Below are 21,450 nucleotides of genomic sequence, written 5' to 3' on the forward strand. Positions count from 1 at the left end.
ATAGCCCTAACCCGTGCTTTTTGATTTGACAAAATCAAAAACACGATGGTAGGACTTATACAAAGACGTCCGACGACATTTCGACGAACAGGAGAAATGAGTCGTTGACGTCGATTGTGCATGCGCCGTTACGTTCTGGGAGACGGACAGAGCGAAAATACATTTATAAATGATATGGGATTTTGGGTCGATATTTTATAAACGCACCGTTGTTGGTAATAATACATATTCCGCGTACACAAAAATGGGCGGCACCCTTCCCGCGTTCAAATACGAAATCGAAGATTTCTTTTTCACGCGGTTGGGCGCAGGAAGGACACACAGTGCCGTCCCGCTACGGTGGCGTATAATGACATATACAATTGTATAAACGGAATAATTATATATGTTAGTGTAATAATTTATGTATATATACGAACAAACAGGTGGTTGTATGTTGTCATAACAACGAAAGTCATATACGGCGGTACAATGCGATTATGAATGTATATAATTGATGATTTTATCGGTGTGATAATATTTACGTGTGGTATTTTTTGGTTCGATATTTTATAAACGCACCGTTGTTGGTAATAATACATATTCCAAGTACACAAAAATGGGCGTGAGGACATCGTTACGCCTCACGTCGTAACGTATGCCGTCACGCTACGAATGCGTACATATGCATATACAATTAAAAATATATACGGTATTTCAATACAAAAATTAGATTTTATCATTTTATAAAATTCATAAACACTGTGGTTTGCGAGGAATTTTATCACACAAACAACCCCAAACAAAAAGACGCCTATTTTTCAGGCGTCTTTTATACTTTCTCTAATGTTTTTCAACCCAGATGATAATTTTTTCAAGCATTACTGCGAGTTCTTCTCTTGTAAATTCGCTTGCAGGGTTGTAGATTTCTTCAGTTTGTCCTTCAACAAGTCCGATTTTTGCCATTGCAATGATAGCATCTTTGCTCCATGCAGGCAATGTGTCAAGGTCTTTGTATGAAAGTTCTTTAATTTCTTCCATTGCAATTCCGTGGTTTTTAAGGAATCTTTCGATTATGATTGCAAGTTCTTGACGTGTTACTAGGTTGTTTGCTTTAAATGTGCCGTCTTCGTAGCCTTTGATGAGGCCTTGTGATTGTGCCCATTTAACTGCTTCTGCAAACCAGTCTTTGTCTTTTACGTCTTTGAAGTTTTGTACGTCGTTGATTTTTTGATTTGTTGAGAGTCTCTTTAGTACTGTTGCAACCATTGCTCTTGTGATCGGGAGTTCTCCTTCAAATTTTCCGTTGTCCATTCCCTTGAGGATTCCGCGTGCAACCATATTCATGATCGAACCTGCTGCTTCATTTTCAGGTAGGTCTGAGAATGTTGCTGCAATTGTCGACATTGTTTCAACAATTCCGTAGTCTTTCTTTTCTTCGACAGGTTTTGTTGTTTCAACCGGTTTTGTCGGTTCTTTTACAATGTCTACTGTAGGTGTCGTCGGTCTGTATGGTCTTGGTCTATCAGGAATTACCGGATAGTCAGGAATGATTGGTTCGTCCGGTGTTGGGTCCGGTGTTGGATCAGGATCAGGTGTCGGAACTTCGATCTTCTTCCATCTTGCAGTAAGTGTAATGTCTTCAATTATTTCCGTGTCAAAATCAAATTTTTCGTCACCGTTGAACCATCCTTCGAATGTGTAACCTTCTTTAGTTGGATTTTCAGGTTTTGTAACCTTGTCCCCAATTTCTACTTTTTCAACTGATTTATCTTCTTTGTTATCCGGATCGAATGTTACTTCAAATACTTTAAGTTCAAATGCCCTAATATTTTCAATCGCTTCTTTTAAAGCATCGCTTTGATCTTTCAAAATATCCATTGATGCATTATCGTCTCTCAAAATCTTATCAGCATTTTCAATAGCATCTTTAAGGTTATCTTTGAGAGTTTCATCTGCATATTTAAATTGTTTAGAATCCAAAAGTTCATTTGCTTCTTTAACCAGTTCTTGTAGTTCTGTTTTATCAACAGGTGCAATTTCAACTTCAACAGCTTCACTTATTGATTTACCTTCCTCTTTTTGGTAAACATAAATTTTATCGCCTTTATGAATTTGAACAACATCAATTGAGAATTTTCCATCTTCGCCAATCTTTTGAGCTTCAATTAAATCTTTCAGCTCTTCTTTTTGTAGAGTTGTTGCTGCACCAATTACCTTGTAGTATACAGTAGCACCGGGAGTCCCTGTTCCTCTGATATATTTATCATTTACATATGCTTTTTCAACTTCCAGCTTTGCTGATTTTTCAGTCGGCGTTACAACACCACTTAAGTTTTCGTAAGTTCTCTTGATTTCTTCTACCGCTTTGTCAACTTCTTCTTGAGTTGCTTCTCTCTTGTTGAAGATATTTGTTCCGTCAACGATTGCAGTTTCGTATTCATCTCTTTCTTGTTCAGTTGCATAGATGAATTTGTCTGAATGACGAACTTCGTTATATTGATCCAAAAGTTCTTTGAGTTCAGCTTTATCTGCTTCGTGGATTCCGTCGAGATTCTTTAGAGCAGCTTTGATGTCAGCGATTGCTTTTACAACATCTTTTTCAACTGCATTTTCGTCGTCATAAACTTTTTGACCGTTTTCAATTGCTTCATCATATGCTTTTTTGTCTTCTTCATTATCGTAGTTGTATCTGTCGGAATTCTTAATTTCTTGAGATTCGTCAAGAAGTTTTTTGAGTTCTTCTTTAACAACTTCAACTTTGCTTCCGATGACAGCATCTCTAGCTTCAATAACTTTTTCGACAAGTTTGTCGATTGCAACTTGTGTCGTTACTGATTTTTGAAGTTCAGCTTTTGCTTCAATAATTGCGTCGTCATATGCTTTCTTCAAGTTTTCATCAGCATTTTTGTATGCGTCTGAATTTTTGATTTCGTCATATTCAGCGACGAGTTTCTTGAGTTCTTCTTTATTGATTACTTCAACACTTTCGTCACGTTCGAAGTTGAATGTGAGTTCTTGTTTTGCGTATTCAGTTACTGTGAATTCTTTGATTTCTTCGTCTTTTAGTTTATATCCTTGTTCGCATCCGAGGAATTCTACTTGGTAAAGTTGGTTGCCGTTTGAGATATATGGAACTTTCTTGAGGTCAGTTACATATGTCACGCCGTAGTTTGTCTTTGCATAGACTGCGTAGTCGGCTTCGATTTCCGTTTCACCTGCGAGTGAATTTACCTTTAAGATGAGCGGTGCAACAATGTTGATATATTTTGAGAATGTTTGGCTTGGGTATGCATTGATGATGTTTGGATAGTATGAATATTTTGTGCCTTCAAGTCTGAGTTCGTAGTCAACGCCTGAAACTGCAGGGAATTCAAAGCCCTTTTCAGTCATTTTTACGCCTTCAACTTCGTTTCCGTTCATGTCGAAAACTGTGATTGTGTAGTCCTTCAAGCTTTCGTTTGCATCCTTAGGGATTCTAACTTCAACTACTTGGACTTCTTTCTTGTCTTCAATTTCAAATACTGCATTGTATGTCGGGTTTTCTTTGTCAAGTGTAAATTCAATTCTCTTGTTCTTTACATTAACTTTCAAGTAATCCGATAGGTCTTTTAATACATAAGCGTATGTGCCGTATTCAAGTTCGATTGCTCCGTGTTTGTATTCTTGTTCGAAGCTTAATTTTACTTCTTCATCTTTTCCGTCTACAACTTTGTAGAGTTTAACTTGTTCAAAGAAGTTCAGATTTGTTCTTGTGCCTGTGTAGTTGATGTCCCAACTTGCCTTACCCTTTGTAGGGTCTTGCGGTTCAGGACCAGGGCCAGCGTTCTTTAATACGAGAACAAATTTAACAACTGCATTTTTGTTTGCGTCGTTCAAAGTAACTGTTTCTGTTATTTTTGATTTTGCTTCGTCGTATAGTCCGCCCATATTCCATGTCGATGAAAGCTTAACTTCGTACTTTCCATATGGTAGAACTTTTTCTTCGTTGCCCATAATGAATTCGTTGTTTGCATAAGCCATCATAAACTTGTTTAACTTAGTTTCTTTTGTTCCGTCAAATTCATAAACTTCGAATCTGATAGTTCCTTCTCCTTGTGGAGCCGGCTTTCCTTCTTCGAGTTCAATCGTCAAATTCTTTGTGTCTTTGTCAATTGTAACTGTTTCAAATTCTGCTGTCGGCACAAGTCCTTCCGGTTCAACGATTTCAACATCATATGTTCCCGGTGCAACTTCAATTGTTCCGCTTGTAAATTCTTGGTCGTCGAGCATGAATGTTACATCTGTAACTTCAGCACCGTCTTTCATAAATTTAACATCTACAGGAACTTTTTCTTCAGCTGCTCCTTCCGGAATGATTACAAATTCAACTTGGTATTCATTGCTGTTTACAATAAATTCTTTTGTATCAACTGTATATCCTTCAGGAAGTCCTGTAAATTCCGCCTTGTAGTAGTCGTACGGAAGATTTACAAACCATGTGCTGAATCCTGTCTTAATGAAAGTCTTCTTCATAGGTTCGCCCTTTGTTCCGGTTAGAATATATTCATATGAAGATTTTTTCAATTCTGCAGGGAGATTGTCATCGTTAACAAAGATTGCGCCTTCACTTGTCTTGTCTGAATCAGAATATTTTGTCCAATTGAATTCAACTTCAACAGGGTCTGTTGTAGATCTGAATGTTCTGGATGTTTGAGCATAGCTTTGGCTGTCAACTGTGAGTGTTGTTTCGCCGTATCTTTCTTTGTCAGCTACAGCTTCAACATAGTATGTTCCCGGTGTGAGTTCGATGCCGCCTTTTTCATAGTCAAAAGCTTTACCTTCTTTTCCGTTGGTAGCCCATCCATAGAAGTCACAGATATAGTAATCAGAATTTTCGTAATTGTCTTTAATTGTGAATGTGAACTTTTTGTCGCCGATTTCTTCAAATGTGAATGTTACATTTGCTTCCGGCTTTTCTTGTGTCAATGTCACATATTCATAAGGTTTTTCAACAAACATTCCTTCCGGCATATTTTCAGGGAATATCATCCATGTGCCTTCAGCAAGTTCGTCGAGTCCAACGATTGAACCGTTCTTTGTATCCTTTGCAAGATATTTTATTTGAGCTTCAGTTCCTTCAGTTGTTACATGAACTTTGTAGAAACCGCTTCTCTTGATATTTGCTGTAACAGTTGAATAGTTTGTTGAGCTGTTTACTGTAAACGGCATATCGTCGCTGAATGTTATAGTGTAGTCGTCTTTTCCAGGTTTAAATTCTGCATAGAATTCATAGTCGCCGTACGGAAGATCTGCGTCAAAGTATTTGTCATAGATTCCTTCGTCTTGAACGAAGTCAAAAATCTTTCCTGTCTTTACATTCTTTGCAAGAAGTGTGAAGTCTGCCCATTCAAGATTGTCTTTTGATGCGACTTTAATCGTGATTCTTCCTGTAGGAATTTCTGTGAATTCAAGAACGATTTTGTGTTCTTTGTTTTCCTTTGAAATTTCAAACGGAATTTCGCTTTCGCCTTTAAGTTCGAATTTGTTTGAATAGTTTGTGACGATGAGTTTGTATTTTCCAAACTTGAGGTTTTCAGTATTTTTAACTTCCTTACCTTCTTCGTCGACAACTTTGTATTCAAGATTTAAAGCTTCTGTGCCTGATTGTTTTACTTCAACTTCGAGTTTTCCGAACATATCTTTGAAAACAAGCATTTCTGCTGTTGCTTCTTTGATATTGTGTCCGTTGTCAATTGCGTAAATATTTACATCTGAAAGTTCTTTGCCTTCAGGAATTACAAGTGTAACTTTGTTTCCTTCTCTTGTAAAGTCAATTGCCTTTTCATCTGCAGTTACTTTGAATTCTCTTACACCTGAGCCTTCTTCTTTGATGTCAAATGTGAGAGTTCTTGTAGCTTCGTCATAGAAAGCATTTTCAAATTGCGGAGCTACTGTATCGATTGTGAACTTGATATCTCTGTATGTTTCAGGATAGCTTTCCTTCGGTGCCTTTATAGCGGCAGCTGTAAGTCTTAAAGTGTATTCTCCGTCTTCGAAATCCTTTAGAGGAACTGCGCCGGGAGATGTGAAACCGAGATATTGTTCTCTGTTTTTGTCGTTGTCCGGGTCAGTTGAAATATTTGTGTATTTCAAACCGATTTGATAGTCTGTTGACTTTCCTTGTGAATCGATGATAGAAGCCTTTACAGAAGCAGTTCTAACCATAACCATGTTGATGCTTAAAACGTCTTGGTAGTTGTCGGCATTCGGCGAAAGAACAATAGGTTCAAATTCCGGAGCCGGTTCAGCATCCGTATTTTTGTTTTCGTCGATATCTGCAAAGTTTTTAATACCTACGATTACAACATTGTTGTATGTCTTGCCCTTTTCATCTTTGAATGTTCCATAGTTTGTTTCGATATGTGTTGAATATTTGAACCAATCGTGATTTCTTGTCTTCAAATTCCAATACATCGGTTTTTCAGTTGTGAAATCGAAATCATAAACCGGTTTTTCAATTGAAGGAATATTGTCGTAGCTTCCCTTGAATGAAACGAACGGGAAAGAAATCTCCATACCGTTTTGGTCTCTTAAGTGAAGGAATCCTTCAACGAAAGCACCGTTTGTAAATGGTTCGACTTTTTCCAAGTGTTCAATCGGGAATGTGATTGAAAATTCTTGTTCTGTTTGTGCAGGAACTGTGAACTTCTTGTCTTCGTAAGTTTGTGAGAAAAGTTCGTCCGGTCTTAATAGAAGAGTCTTTCCGTCTCTTGCTTCGATTGTAGCTTGAACTGACGGTGTGAGTTCCTTCATTTCTCCGGAATAGTTGTGAACGAGAAGATTTAAAGTAATCGTGTCATCAACATTTCCGACAAATTTCGATGCGATTTTTGTATCTTTGTCAACGGCTGTAAAATCAAGTTCCGTTGCTTTTTTAAGATTCATAACACCTGCGCCTTGACGACGTGGAGATGTTGTTGCTTTTGTCTTAGGGTCGACGTGCGGAATTGCAGAGTTCATAAGAATTGTCTTTGTAAGAGCAGCCTTGTGAACTTCTCCTGCAAACATCATATCGTCCAAACGGTCACGAATAATACCTACACCGCCTGTTACGTGAGGTGTAGCCATTGAAGTACCGCTCATGTCGCCGAATGTGTCGCCCATTGTTTCAGTTGAATAAATATGTCCGCCAGGTGCCGTGATGTCCGGTTTCATATAACCGCCGACTGAAAGACCCCAGTTTGTAAAGGAACTGAGTTCTCCGAATTGCGGGTTTTCCGTTTCTTGCGGATCCATCTTGATATTAACAGTTCTTGTGCTGCTTGCGAGCATTTTTTCAGCTGTTGCAAGTTCAATTGAGATTGCAGGGATACTGTTTCCCGAAACGCTCATATAGAGTTGACCTTCAACATTGTTGTAAATAATTGCGCCTGCTGCATTTGCTGCTTGTGCATTTAAAACTTTTTCGCTGAAAGTGATGCCGCCTCTTTTCATGAGTGCAACTTTTCCTGTTAAATCTTGTCCTTCCAACTCTTCCTTTTTACCGAGACCGCAGTCTACAAATTCGTAATCCTTAGGTTCGAATCTGAGTTCGCCGCCTGTTTGGAAAATATATTTTTGACCTTCAAAAGTAATCAAAGGAACATACATAGTCTTGTTTTCGAGTGATGCAACTGTGATTGCGTTTGTAGCAATACCCGGAGCCGCCATAGTACCGAAATCAGGATTGTCGATGTTTAACTTTCCTTGATATTCCCCTTCGTTACCTGCTGCGATAACAAAGTTTGTGTCTGCAGCATAACCGTTGTTTATAGCCTTTCCTACAAGACCGTCTGCTTGACCCGGAAGACCCTTTGTTGAACCCAAACTCATATTAACAGCATCTGCACCCATAACAATTGCGTCTTGCATTGCTCTGATGTAGATGTTTGAAGAAGTTGAGCCTTGTCTCATAACATTCATCATGAGAAGTTGTGCTTCAGGAGCAACACCTCTCCATGTTTTTCCGCTGATATTGAATTTATTTCCGGCAACAGTACCGCTGACGTGTTGACCGTGTGCAGCCTTTTCTTTTTCCGGATTCAAATCTTTATTGTTTGTATTATAGTTCCATCCGAAAGGAATCTTTTCAGAGCGATAAATATCTTCATATAACTTTTTGTCAGCAGAGTTGTCCTTTACCGAAAGCTTTCCGCCGTTCAAGAAATTGTTGATATCAAGCTTTGCAAGTCTCGGTCTAACGCCCGGTGACAAATAAAAAGCACTGTGAGTAGGGTCCATATTACTATCGATAATAGCGAGAACTCTTCCCCTACCGTCGTACTTTTGTTGGAAAATGTCATCATTTCCAATTAAATCATTTGAATTTACCATACTGATAGATTCGTCCAAACCGCCTCTGTCTTGGAAAACAGCCATATTTGAACGAGTGATATCAGATTCGTTTATAATATAGTTTTCAAATACTTCTAATACATTTGGCAAACTCTTTGCGCTTTCAAGTTCTTCTGCATTCATCTTTGCAACGAGTGCAGGAACCAAAAGCTCTATTCTGTCAAAAACTTCAACATTCGGAAGCTCATTCTTTAAAACTTCTTCGAACTTATCGAGAGCTTCGTCTGAAAGTTTGAGCGCCAAATCATAGTTTTGTGTTGTGTACGCTTTTTCAAATCCGGGAGCGAGCTTTTCAACGTCAACATTGATAATGTACTCATTCCTTTCTTCCGCTCTCACAATAGTTCCAAAGCCTGTAAAGACGCTTAGAACCATCATAACCGAGAGCAGAATTGAAATAAATTTCTTACTCATAAAAAACCTCCTAAAAATTTTGGGGAAAATAAATTTTAATTTCAGTATTGTTTTAATTTAGTGTGATAAAATAAGTTACGTAAAAAAATTTCCCCATTTCAGCGACCAATCTCTTAATCGCTTCGTAACCATATTGTAACATAAATCAGATGTTAAAATCAACACCTTTGTAAAAGATTTTAAAAAAATCATATAAAAATATAGTTACAAATTTTATTTTAAACTTAAAACTAATTGATTCTTGAAAACTTTGTAAAACGAAAATCAAAATGAAATATTGGATGAAATATATAGATATATTACTTGCAATTGCGGGCTGTGGTTTTTATTTTATTTGCGGGCTATTTTGCGATAAACGACTGATCTCGTGTTTTAGTCGTTGCGGCATATTTACCAATAAGCCTCACTCCTAAAACCCACAATCTAGCCGTTTCTCATCAAAATATCCTCGCAAATTTGGGGGTATATATGAACCGGCAAACGCCGGTTTTTTGTTTGTGAATTGTATAGCGTTTCAAACGCACAATCCGTAGCGGCCGGCATACGTTGTGACGTAAGGAACAACGATGTCCTCACGCCATATATCACGCCCGTACAATTTACAACCCCACCAACAACGCATCGCCAATAAAATATCAAGCCAAAAATATCAACGCATATACATTCCACGCCGAAATATTTTATAATTGCATACATTCGCAAACGCGTTGTAGCGGGACGGCATACGTTGTGACGTAAGAAACAACGATGTCCTCACGCCATATATCACGCCCATACAATTTACAACCCCACCAACAACGCATCTCCAATAAAATGTCAAACCAAAATATCGCCAACAAACATTTCCCACGACGATCTATCCTTCAATTTCGCAAATCCGCAAACGCCTTCCCAGTTTGCGAGGAATTTTCGATGAGAAACGCTTAAGATGAAATATTTTAGGAGTGAGACGTACTGGCAAGTACGTCGCAGCGACTAAAATATGAGTCAAGCGTTTATCGCGAAAATAACCGCAAACAACAAAAAAGGAACCGGCAATCGCCAGCTCCTATTTTCTTAATCCAATTCGTCGTACATCTTTAAAGCCTTCGCTCCATATGCCGTTCCCGGTCCGCCGTTCATTAAAATACATGTTTTAATAACGTCAACAAGTTGTTCTCTTGTGCCGCCGACTTTTTTGAAGCTTGTGATGTGTGCGAGCATGCATGGAATGCATTTTATTGTGATGGAGATGCCGAGTGCAACCATTTCTTTTTCAATGATTGTCGTTGCGCTTTCCTTTGCGTATTCAGCGTGAAGATCTCCGAATGCTTTCATGATTTCCGGTGCTGATTTTACAAGTTCTTTGTTCATTTCTCCATTTTCTGCTCTTTCGTCAATATAACTCATAATTTCCTCCTTATATTTTCTCGGATTTTTCATCCAATATTATTATACCCCCAAACTTTTTTTAAACACGTCTAAACTGCCTTTATTCGAATTATGAATAGAGTTCTCACTACTTATTAATTTTTCTTATATACATATAATATGTATCTTTTAAATTTGCGCCATTTTGCGAGGATATTTTTGATTACGCGTTTTTTGGACGGCATGCGAGTATAGATGTATAACTGTGCACACGCCGTAGGTAGCGGCGACCAGTTTTTTTATCCATCGAACAGAAATCTTTGATTTCGTCGTGAGATGAGATAAAAAGGTGTATCGCCGCCAATAGGGAAAATGGGTGGAATGAGTTTTGTAAAACGCAAAATTATAATTTATGTAAAAATTTGTTTAAGGTTATGGTTTTGATATTTTATATACACAACGTTGTTGGTGGGGTTGTAAATTACATAAACGTCAAATATGGCGGGAGGACATCGTTACTCCTTACGTCGTAACGTATGCCATCCCGCTACGGTGGTGTTTTCAATTTTATACAAAAACCATTTGCAAAATAGACCGCAAATTACCCCCGCCAATTTGCGAGGATATTTTGATGAAATGCGCCGCAAACAAAAAAAGAACCGGAGTTTCCGGTTCCGATATAAACAATATAATTTGCGATGATAATTTGATGAGAAACGGTTAGATTGAGTGTTTTTGGAGTGAGGCGTACTGGCAAGTACGTCGCAACGACGAAAACACGAGATCAACCGTTTATCGCAAATTAGCGCGCAAATGCTTCCCTATCTATAGTTGAAATAAAAACTGTAGATCTATCTTAAAGCCTTCTTTCACTCCTTGATAGACAGGATCATTTTCAATTGCTTTTCTCATAAATTTCTCGCCTTCTTCATGTGTGAAGTCGTCGATGTAGTAATAAATTTTAATTTTTATCTTTTCTATTTCAGGTGTTTCCTCTACTCCCACAACTTTCAAAGTGCGAAGCGGGTTTATCACGCGAACGCTTGCTCTTCCCTCGATTTCGTCGAGTTCCGCTCGAGCAATTTTCGCTTCGCGAATAATCGTAAGAATCATCGATTCCATAATTCCTGCAACAAAAATCTCAACGCTTGAGAGCTCGTCTTTTTCGTTGTCGTACGGAAGCTCCTGGTCGGTCGAAATAAAACTGGCGTCACCGTATGTGTTCACTCTTCTCAAATCGTTCGAAGTGGTTCGCATTGTAAAGTCGAAAACTTCGGACTCTTTCGAGCTGTCAAATGTTCCTAGATCACTCATATTTTTCTTCCAAATATTTTACCGCTGTTTCGAGCTCGGTCAGTTTTTTGTCGATTACATCGAGAGTGCTTACAGGTCTGTTTGAGAATGTCGCAAATCCGCAGTCCGGATTTAAGAAAAGTCTTTCTTTCGATGTGAACTTGAGCGCTTCTTCAGCTCTTTCGATCATGTCTTCGTGCTTTTCAATAACATCTGTTCTCGGGTTTATGACACCAAGTCCCAAAATAATTTCTTCTCTTATCTTTTTCGATTCGAAAAGACTCGAAAGCTCTCCCGCTCTTTTCGTTGAAAATTCAAGCATCAAAGCATCGGTGTCGATGTTTTCAAAAAGTTTTATTAAAGGTGTATACGGCCCCGAAAGAAGAATCGATTCGTCCTTCGACCAGTTTCCACGACAGACGTGGAGCGCTCTCATCGATTTTGTTCTGTCGATTTTTGCCATACATGATTTTATAAGATGCGTAGCAAATTCGAGTTCCTGGGTTGGGTCTTTCTTTTCAGACAGCGCTGCACACATAAATGTGCGCGGTTTTCCTTCGGTGAAAACAACTTCCGTCAAAACCGGTTCGTCGAATTGGATTATGTCCACCCCGATTTCTTGAAGTTCTTTGATTTCTTCCGCATAAATTTTTATGACGTCTTCGCCGAGTTCCTCTTTCGACTTGTATCCGTTTTTCGAAAGCTGAGGAAGCCACATTGAACGCGTCACAAGATATGGTCCCGGAAGAGTGATTTTCACTTTGCCGTTCGTTCTTTTTTTGAGTCTTTTTAATTCATCGCAAACAATATTTGTCCTTCTTGAAATCTTTCCTTCGCAAATCGCATTCTTTATGCTTATTGCAGGAACGTCCAAGATCGACAAAATTTCTTCGAATGCCTTTTTGTCTTCGACATAGTCTAGCATTTCAGCCATGGACATCATTCTGACGCCGGCGAGTTTGGTTGCGATAAATGAAACATAGTTGTCGCGCGAGAGTTCGCCCGATGAAATATATGTGATATTGTGTTTTTCTTGAAGTTTTACAACTTCATCTTCTTCGCCGTCGATGATATTTAAAAACTCCGCCTCACTTATAGAGCCCTTGGATCTTTTCCTAAGGGCTCTTAAAATCTCATCTTTTCTTGGCATACTTCCAATAAGTGAGGTTGAAAACGATTTAGTCACGATATTTCCCGAAAAAGTCTAAATACTTTTCCGCATTTGTTATTTGTTCGAAACCTGTTGTGCGACCCGGGACCCATTCTTTGAGTCCTTCCATGTCCATAATTTTCTTATGTTCAGGATCGTTGTAGTCCATTGTGAAAAGAATTTTTGACCAAGCTTCAAAATCTTCGCTTGGGAATCCGATTCTTGCTGAGAAAATACAGTGGTCGAAGTGTGGTGTTTCGCCCAAAACTTCCAATTGATTTTTGTCAATCGTTCCGTCGTTTGTCCATGCGTTGTAGTTTAAGTCGATTGTGAATGCGCAGTCAACGTCTCCGTTTTCGAGTGCTTTAACAGCGTCGAGTTCGCCTCCGACGTGGTCGCCGTTTAGACCGACTCCCTTGTCAAATCTGACTTCTTCATAATCCTTTCCATATTCAAGACCCTTTGTCTTTAAATAGTAGATTGGAATGAGTCTTGCTTGAGGACTGTCAAAAGCGCCGAAACCGATTTTCTTGCCTTTTAAATCTTCAAAAGATTTGATGTCTCCGCCCTTTCTTACAAGACAAATTGTCTTTCTGTCTTGGTCGGTATCTCTCATCGGACCATTTTCGCTTTCGCCTTTTGTTCTTATTTGAGTTTGAAGCCATGCGAGTGGACTGTTCCATGCGATGTCGATGTCGCCGTTTACAACTGCATCAACTTGCAAATCGTAATCTTTGAAATAAACACCTTCTACGTCCATTCCGCGTTCGATAAAGAACTTGTGAATCATATCCCAAATAATTGTAACTTTCGGATCGTATATAACTGCACCAACTCTAATTTTATCTGTCATATTATCACCTATGGAATCGGTTGGTCTGTAATGAGTTTGCCGAGCCAGATGGTCAAAACGTCTACTGACGGTGCCATGATTTGGCTTGCGTATGCGTCTCTCATAAGTCTTTCGAGCGGACCTGATTTGTTGTATGCTTTTCCGCCGCCAACTCTCATTGCGTCGATTGAAGTTTCGATTGCCGCTTCACTTGCTGCGATTCTTGCTGCAATGATGTCAACAACTGCGTCTGCATCGCCTCTTACAGCTTTTTCAGCTGCGTGAGCTGTGAGTGCTGCTGCTGCATTTACACGGTTGTAAATTTTTGCGAGGTGAATTTGAACTGTTTCGATGTTTGCAAGGCTCGATCCGTCAGGATACTTTCTTGCAGTTGCGTGTTCGTTTGCAGCTCTTGAAATTGCGCGTCCAAGTCCTGAGTAAACACTTGCAAGACCGAGAATAAAGAACGGTGCAACGATTGAGAATACTTGGTCGAGTCCGCTTCCCCATTCGCCGATTTTGTATAATTGATCGAGATGAACATCGTTTAATTCCATTGGGCATGAAGCATTTCCTCTCATTCCCATACCGTGCCAATTTTCCATTTCGAATTTCAAGCCTTCGCTTCCGAGTGGAACTACCCAGTTGTCGATTTCGCCTTCCTTCTTTGAAGGAGCCAAAACTAAATAGTAGCTTGCATATTCTGCAGATGTAACCATTGACTTTTTACCGCTGATAACAGCTTCGCCGTCAAGGTGTTTTATATTAAGTTCAGGTTTGTAGAAGTGTGTTCCCGTTCCAAGTTCACTGTATGCGAGTGCACAGAATTTTCTTTCATTTATAACTTCGCCTACAATTTTTTTCTTGAGTTCTTCGGAACCTCTTCCCAAAATACACATAAGTGCAACATTGTGCATCATGTAGCAAAGACCTACTGTTGCACAGCTTTCAGCTAATCCTTGGCAAACTTGTGAGTGGTCTTTAATTGTTCCGCCGTCTCCTCCCATTTCCTTTGGGATCATCAACTTAAAAAATCCTTCTTCTCCTAGTTTGTCAAATATTTCCTTAGGAAATTTTGCTTCTTCATCAATTTTTGTTGCAATAGGATCCACATATTTTTTAGCGAATTCTCTTGCTCTTTCATATGAATTCATAATAAACCTCCTTTAAATAGCTTATACATCAAGTATATCACAACATTTTTTCAATATCCAATAGAAAATACTGATTGATTTTTTTAATTTAATTTACAAATTCTATATTACTTATTTAAATTTTGATTTTTTAATATATTATTAATTATATAGCTTTTATTTATTAAATAAATTAATAATATCTATAAACATCAAAACTCTTAATATGAATTTATAGTTTTAATATAAAAACTATAAAAATATTTTTTAAATATTTTTTTATGCAAACATTTTGTTATATTCAAAATTTTTTAATATAACAATTTTACATATATATATTTATAAACATATCAACTGTCAAATCAATTAAAATTAAATTTGAATAAAAAATAATTCTATAAAAACTGAATTGAGATTAATAAATACTTTTAAAAAATTATTCAATACTGAAACTCTCCACCTTTGAGTTTCGCTCCTATTGAATGAACGGCGTTTTGTTGTTATAATATAATAAGAATGTTAAAGGAGGTTTTTAGATGAAACTGTTAATTATAGGCGCGGGTCCAGGCGGATACGAAACCGCAATACGTGCAGCACAATTGGGTCACGATGTTACACTTGTTGAAAAAGGCGAACTTGGCGGAACATGCTTGAACATTGGATGCATTCCGACTAAAACGCTCGTGAAAATTGCAAGTTTATATAAAGATATTAAAAGAAGTGAAGAATTCGGCATCGAAGTCGAAGGCTACAAATTAAACGAAGAAACCATATACGAAAGAAAGAAAAAAGTTGTAAAGTCGCTTCAAGACGGCATCGACTTTCTTTTCAAAGGCTATCCGAATCTCACATACATCCAAGGCTTTGCATCTTTTAAAGACAATAAAACCGTTGTTGTGAAGAAAAATGACGGCGGCGAAGAAGAACTCACATTCGACAAATGCATTGTTGCAACCGGCTCAAAGGATATGAATCCGCTTCCGGGAAAAGAACTGCCGAATGTTTTGAGCTCAACGGACCTTTTAAACCTTAAAGAAATACCGAAATCCATGATCGTCATCGGAACCGGTGTTATCGGACTTGAATTTGCTTCAATCTACAGCATCTTCGGAACCGAAGTAACCGTTATCGGAAACAACGTTTTCAAAGTTTCCGACGGCGAAGTTCAAAAGAGACTAAAAAGCGTTTTGAAATCCGACACACTCAAATTTGAAGTAAAACAACGTGCACAAAAAATCGAACAAGATGGCGACCTCTTGAAAGTCACGACAAAAATGACCGGAAAAGATAAAGAAAAAGAATACACCGCCGAATATGTACTCGTTGCACTCGGAAGATCTTGCAACACAGACGGTCTAAACACCGAAGCAGCAGGACTTAAAACCGAAAAAGGCGGACTCATTGTCGACGAAAATCTTATGACAAATGTCGAAAACATCTACGCAATCGGCGACGTCATCTACGGCAACACACAACTCGCCCACCTTGCATCAGCTCAAGGCATCTGGCTCGTTGAAAAATTCTCCGACGTAAAAACGAAAATTCGTCTGGACCTCGTTCCGTCAGTTCTTTACACAACTCCTGAAGTTGCAATGATCGGTAAAACCGAAGAAGAACTCACGGAAGAAGGAGTGGAATTTATCAAGTCAAAATTCCTCTACCAATCGAACGGAAAAGCGCTTTCCGCATCGGAAACTGAAGGATTCGTAAAAATTATCGCAACCCCGGACAAAAAGAAAATCTTGGGATGCCACATCCTTGGCGCCGAAGCGGACTTTATGATTCACTTCGCAAACATCGCAATGACAAACGACCTCTCTGCCCAAGACTTGACCGACATGATCTATGCCCACCCGACAGTGAGCGAAGTCTTTAAAGACGCCGTTGAAATGCTTGAAGATAAATCGATTAACACACCGAACACAAATAAATAAGAGAGTTAGAGAAAGGCGTTTATTGCGCCTTTTTTGTTTGCGCGCTAATTTGCGATAAACGGTTGATTTCGTGTTTTCGTCGCTGCGACGTACTTGCCAGTACGCCTCACTCCAAAAACACTTCATCTTAACCGTTTCTCATCAAATTATCATCGCAAACTGATTATATATCTGCGGTCTATTTGCGAATTATTATGTATGAAAATTTAAATGACGCCGTAGCGGGACGGACTGTGAAGTCCTTCCTGTGCCCAACCGCGTGAAAAAGAAATCTTCGATTTCGTATTTGAACGCGGGAAGGGTGCCGCCCATTTTTGTGTACATGTAATATGTATTTACATCAACAACGGTGTACTTATAAAATATAGAACCAAAACCCCCAATTTCATATTCAACCCCATCTATCATTATGTATTTTCTAAATTTCTCCCACAAATTTTCCATCTTGGCGGCAGGACATCGTTGTTCCTTACGTCACAACGTATGCCAGCCGTTACGTTCTGCGCACAAAAAATTATAAAGTCTCAAGACTTTATCGCGAAAATCACCGCAAATAAGAAAAAGACGCCCTACATAATCAGGCGTCTTTCATAATTTCCTTTTTTAAATCCATCCCTTCATCAAATGAGAAGAACTTCTCTCCGTCGCCCACCATAAAAGTCGGTACGCCGACATTGTTTGCAGCTTTCGTCATATCAAAATACGGATCGACGTCTCTGTATTTTAAAAACAGCTTCAAATTTTTCATCGATTCGGTGATGTCGACAATATTCACGTCAACCCCCGAATTTTTTACATACTCAATTGCCGGAGGGCAGTCCGGACATTTACTTGAAACAAAAAGTGTTAAATCTTTCATAATTACCTCCAAAACATATATACCCAAATGAATGCGGTTATATATTTTAAATCTAATTTTTATTATATCCGAAAAATTTAACCATAAATTCCACGCCTGCACCGAAAAGTGCAGTTCCGAGTCCGGTGTAGAAAAATGCAATATATGAGTCGGGAATGAGCGAATATTTTCTGATTAAAATTCCAAATGTCATCATAAACGCCATAATTAAAAATGATTTCACATCGAAAAAATTCCAGAAATACTTCTCCTCTTCTTTGTATGCCCTTATTCTTGTGTTGTGCTTATCGACAAGCTTTCCAAATACCATAAACCAGAATATGAGCATGACCGCAATCGACAAAAATACATTCAAAATCGAGAAATTATCCATATATGCTTCGATGCCGATTTTAAGTACATTGAATCCCGCAAACATCCAAACGATGCCCGCAATGAATAAAAGCGTTCTCTTCTTAACCATAATCCACCTCCAGATGTTATTTATATCTATATACCCAAATAAAATTGTTTTCGAACATTGTTCATATCGTTTTAAAAAAATACGGTGTTTCCACCGTACTTTCTATTTTTGTATTATTTCGTTGACCGGAACAATCGTGTTCATATCTTCCACACTATCCCAAACAAAAATTTTCAATTTATATTTACCAGTGTCAGGAATCTTAATTCCGTTTGTCATAGTAGCTTTTTGACCCGGTTTTAACTTCTTTTCGGAAACTGCGGTATTAACAATATTATCATTCAAATCATATAGCGCAACTATGAAAGAGACAGATTGCTCAAATGTCGTCGTATTTTTTAGTTCATAGCTTGCATTGTAGATTTCTCCGTTTCTGAAAGTATAATCCGAAGTGTTGTTGGAAACAATAAGCCCCGTCTCCGTCTTCGACGCTTCTATCTCTATTTCAACATAGTTCACGTCAATTACAAGTCCTTTTTTGTTGAGAGCCTTTACGACTAATTTATGTTTTCCATCTTTTGACTTTATTTCAAGTTCCCTTTCAGTTTCGCACCCTTCATAAATCACATCGTCAAGATTGTCAATCGAAACTTGATATCTATCTACATCAGGGTTATCCAATTTATATTTGAGATTTAAACTATCTCCGCTTTTTATTTTATTTTTATCAGAGCTTATTTCTATTTTTGAATTTTGTTTAATTATAACGTATGCTCTCGTTTCACCAATGTTATTTGCATAATCGGTTGCTCCGACTCTTAGAGAATAAAACGGATAATTACCTTTTAAAGGCAATTCTTTTTTATAAACTCCATTTTCTTCTTCAAGTTTAAAAAGCAATTCTTCGTTTTCTTTGTACGGAGTTCCATTTATAATAAACATAAATTTATTTATGCCGCTTGGCGGATTGCCCATATCCATTGCATTTGTTTCTAAAACAAAACTATCTGTATCTTCCTCAATAAAATAAACTTTCGATTTTAAAACCGGAGCAGATTTATCGACAATCAATGGATATGAAAGCTTCTGTGGTTTTGCTCCCTCAAAATCCGGAGTTGCATATATGTTTATTGTATATTTTCCCTCCTCAACCTTTTTTTGAATTCCAAGATTCTTATCATAGATGCCGCCTTTCCATAGCCAATCAAAATTGACTATTGCTTTAACAACATCTCTATAACCGACAACTTTCCTCACGCCGTGTTTATCTTCCAAAGTTTTTATAACTTCGCCGTTTTCATTTTCAACTGTAATTTTAAAATCTTTAGCAACACGAAGAAGACTGAACTTTGGAATGACGTTATTATATGCGCCTTCATCGTCAGGATTTATTGCAAAGTGATTTGGATCTATTTCGTCGCCTCCGAGAGGTTTAAGTTTTGTGTAAACAGGATTAATGACAGCTGTGTCAAGTCTCGTTTCATTATAAATTGAATTTTCTTTATCAGCACTGTCAAACATTGGAAGGTCTGCCCATTTTCCATTAAACCCGAGAACAGGTAGCGTTACTTTAACATCCCCTTTGCTAAATTCAATAAAACCGTCTACATATTCATTCTTTCCCACATTTGGAGTTATAGTAAATTGATTTTTTGAAACCCCATTTTTAGCTTCAATTTTTGTCTTATCTACCGTGAAAGTATCACCCAAAACTTTTATGTCAAGTGATAAATCATTTCCATACTTATTCTCGAATTCCAGTTCAATAGTTTTCGGTCCCTCAATCTCCTTCAATTCAATCTTTGCTTTATTGTTATTCCTTACAAAAAGTTTATTTGAAAGAGCAGCTTTAGGATTTACCATTCCTGCACCTTGAAGTCTAACGCTATAAGGTTTTCCGCTCTTTTGATACTTTGGATTTGCCGTGTTCATAAGAGCTGTCTTAACATAATTCGGAATATTTTTCTCAATACCGTCAGCTTTAAATTTTTCAAAAACAAGTGCACTGACACCCGAAATCATTGGAGCAGCCATAGATGTTCCGGACATATTTCCATATTTGCTTCCTTCCATCGTTGAGTAAACATTTCCCCCAACAGCTATAAGATCCGGTTTTAATCCCAAATTCGGAGTCGGACCCCAGGACGAAAATTCCGAAACGGTATCTTTCTTTGTACTGTCAATAATAATTCTTTCATTTTTGAAATTAACCGTTACATTCGAAATATTATTTTTCAAATATTCTCCATCCGTATTCGAAATGAAAAGTGTTGGAATATTTACTTTTTCGTCCGTTGAAATATAAGGTAAAAGCTCATCGTCACCGTCTTTGTTGTAAATGATTACCCCAAGCGCATTTTTTGCTTGAATATTTAACTTTTTGTCCTTAAATTCTATATTCGCCCCACGTTTAACAAGTCCTATTTTTCCAGTCAAATCTAGATTTTGAACTTCTTCTTTTGAGCCAAGACCGCAGTCCACAATTTCGTAATCCTCTTTCAAAACTTCCGGATCGTGGTCGGACCCGACATAACCTATTCGTTTTACTTCATTTCCGATTTTTGCTATAAATGAATTTACAGCCATTTTAGAGTTTTCAAGAGAGCCTACTTGAATAGCTTCTTCTGCAATACCGGGTGCACTAATTGTACCGTCATCAATTGATTTTTTAGTTTTATTCGGAAATGTGGAATAAGCATCATTTCCTGCTGCCGCAACAACAATTGTTCCATTATTTGTCGCATTTGCAACAGCTTTTTGTTGTACATCCGACGGATCTTGGAGCCCTGCAACAATTCCAAAACTCATATTTATAACGTCAGCGCCGAGTTTAACAGCATCGTCGATTGCCTTTACAATTTTATCTTCGGAAGCACCTGGTACTTTTGGATTGTTTGAGAAAATTTTCATATTGAGAATTTGTGCATTCGGTGCAATACCGGTCACTCCACCGTCTTTTGTATTCGCTCCGATAATACCCGCAACATGTGTTCCGTGTGAGAAGTCCGCACGTTCTTTTAAAGTATCTCTTACAACATTGCTGCTGTCATCGGCATAATTGTATGCAAAAGGAATTTTAGAACTGAAATATTTTCCATAAGTTATTTTATTTTTACTTTTTAAATCATTTACGATTTTTTCATTAAGTTTTACATTGTCGGAATCGATATTCATATCTTTATGAGTATGATCGACACCGCTGTCAAGAACGGCAACAACCATTCCTGCGCCATCTATACCATAATCTTCTTTTATCGAAGCTATTTCCAAAATATTTCTCACGTTGTTCACGCGTTTTTCATAAACTTGCGCTTCACTAATGCTTGAAATTAAAGGAAGGAATGAAATCTTTTTAGCCGTAGTTCTGTCGGTTGTAATACTGAAACCATTCGTTGTATAAAGATATTTTTCTCCAATCGTTACATTTTTAAAACTCTTTATAGATTCAATTGCTTTATTTTGAATATCAAGTGCGATTCTATTCGCCTTTTCTTCATCATAACCTTGGTCCAAAAGTTCAAGTACGCTTTCACCTTCAACACCGACCATATATATTTTCTGTTCAGTTGAATCAATTTCCTGAATTGATGAATTCTTTTCAAAATCGTCCTTGAGAATATCCTTGAAGATATTTTTTTCATCATTTTCCGCATTTATTGGAACAATGAATGAAAATATCATTAGAAATGAAATTAAAAATGATAAAATTCTTTTATTCTTATCCATT

10 protein-coding genes are annotated in these 21,450 nt (G+C 37.8%); 1 reads left to right on the forward strand and 9 read right to left on the reverse strand.

Going from position 1 to position 21,450, the window contains the following annotated elements; translation table 11 throughout:
• Nucleotides 1-822 precede the first annotated feature (822 nt).
• The 6 genes from SPI61_RS07565 to SPI61_RS07590 all read right to left on the reverse strand — a co-directional run bounded on the left by SPI61_RS07565 (nucleotide 823) and on the right by SPI61_RS07590 (nucleotide 14,548).
• On the reverse strand, nucleotides 823-8,769 hold the full coding sequence (locus SPI61_RS07565) for a S8 family serine peptidase (RefSeq protein ID WP_321137515.1): 7,947 nt from the start codon (nucleotides 8,767-8,769) through the stop codon (nucleotides 823-825).
• A 1,056-nt stretch (nucleotides 8,770-9,825) separates the two neighbouring features.
• Nucleotides 9,826-10,158 (reverse strand): carboxymuconolactone decarboxylase family protein, encoded by a 333-nt coding sequence (locus SPI61_RS07570; RefSeq protein ID WP_321137516.1) that lies wholly within the window; start codon nucleotides 10,156-10,158, stop codon nucleotides 9,826-9,828.
• A gap of 786 nt (nucleotides 10,159-10,944) precedes the next feature.
• Entirely contained in the window at nucleotides 10,945-11,433 is a 489-nt protein-coding gene (locus SPI61_RS07575) for an OsmC family protein (protein WP_321137517.1), read from the reverse strand.
• Nucleotides 11,426-12,601, reverse strand: coding sequence for a cobalamin-independent methionine synthase II family protein (locus tag SPI61_RS07580; protein WP_321137532.1), 1,176 nt, complete (start codon nucleotides 12,599-12,601; stop codon nucleotides 11,426-11,428). Before SPI61_RS07580 ends, SPI61_RS07575 begins: the two co-directional genes overlap by 8 nt.
• The gene (locus SPI61_RS07585) at nucleotides 12,591-13,415 is read right to left on the reverse strand and encodes a phosphate/phosphite/phosphonate ABC transporter substrate-binding protein (protein ID WP_321137518.1); all 825 of its coding nucleotides are present in this window, start codon (nucleotides 13,413-13,415) and stop codon (nucleotides 12,591-12,593) included. Before SPI61_RS07585 ends, SPI61_RS07580 begins: the two co-directional genes overlap by 11 nt.
• A gap of 8 nt (nucleotides 13,416-13,423) precedes the next feature.
• Complete coding sequence (locus SPI61_RS07590) at nucleotides 13,424-14,548, reverse strand: acyl-CoA dehydrogenase family protein (protein ID WP_321137519.1); 1,125 nt, start codon at nucleotides 14,546-14,548, stop codon at nucleotides 13,424-13,426.
• Nucleotides 14,549-15,063: 515 nt separating this feature from the next.
• Between SPI61_RS07590 and lpdA the strand changes: the two genes are divergently transcribed.
• Complete coding sequence (gene lpdA, locus SPI61_RS07595) at nucleotides 15,064-16,461, forward strand: dihydrolipoyl dehydrogenase (protein WP_321137520.1); 1,398 nt, start codon at nucleotides 15,064-15,066, stop codon at nucleotides 16,459-16,461.
• Nucleotides 16,462-17,038: 577 nt separating this feature from the next.
• On the opposite strand, the gene SPI61_RS07600 is transcribed toward lpdA, so the two are convergent.
• The 3 genes from SPI61_RS07600 to SPI61_RS07610 all read right to left on the reverse strand — a co-directional run bounded on the left by SPI61_RS07600 (nucleotide 17,039) and on the right by SPI61_RS07610 (nucleotide 21,449).
• A complete protein-coding gene (locus tag SPI61_RS07600) occupies nucleotides 17,039-17,320 on the reverse strand; it encodes a glutaredoxin domain-containing protein (protein WP_321137521.1) in 282 nt (93 codons plus the stop codon).
• A 52-nt stretch (nucleotides 17,321-17,372) separates the two neighbouring features.
• Entirely contained in the window at nucleotides 17,373-17,783 is a 411-nt protein-coding gene (locus SPI61_RS07605; protein ID WP_321137522.1) for a hypothetical protein, read from the reverse strand.
• A gap of 102 nt (nucleotides 17,784-17,885) precedes the next feature.
• Nucleotides 17,886-21,449: a S8 family serine peptidase gene (locus SPI61_RS07610; RefSeq protein ID WP_321137523.1), complete on the reverse strand. Its 3,564-nt coding sequence runs from the start codon at nucleotides 21,447-21,449 to the stop codon at nucleotides 17,886-17,888.
• Between the last annotated feature and the right edge of the window lies 1 nt (nucleotide 21,450).

The sequence above is a fragment of the Ezakiella sp. genome, assembly GCF_034180565.1.
GTDB lineage: Bacteria > Bacillota > Clostridia > Tissierellales > Peptoniphilaceae > Ezakiella.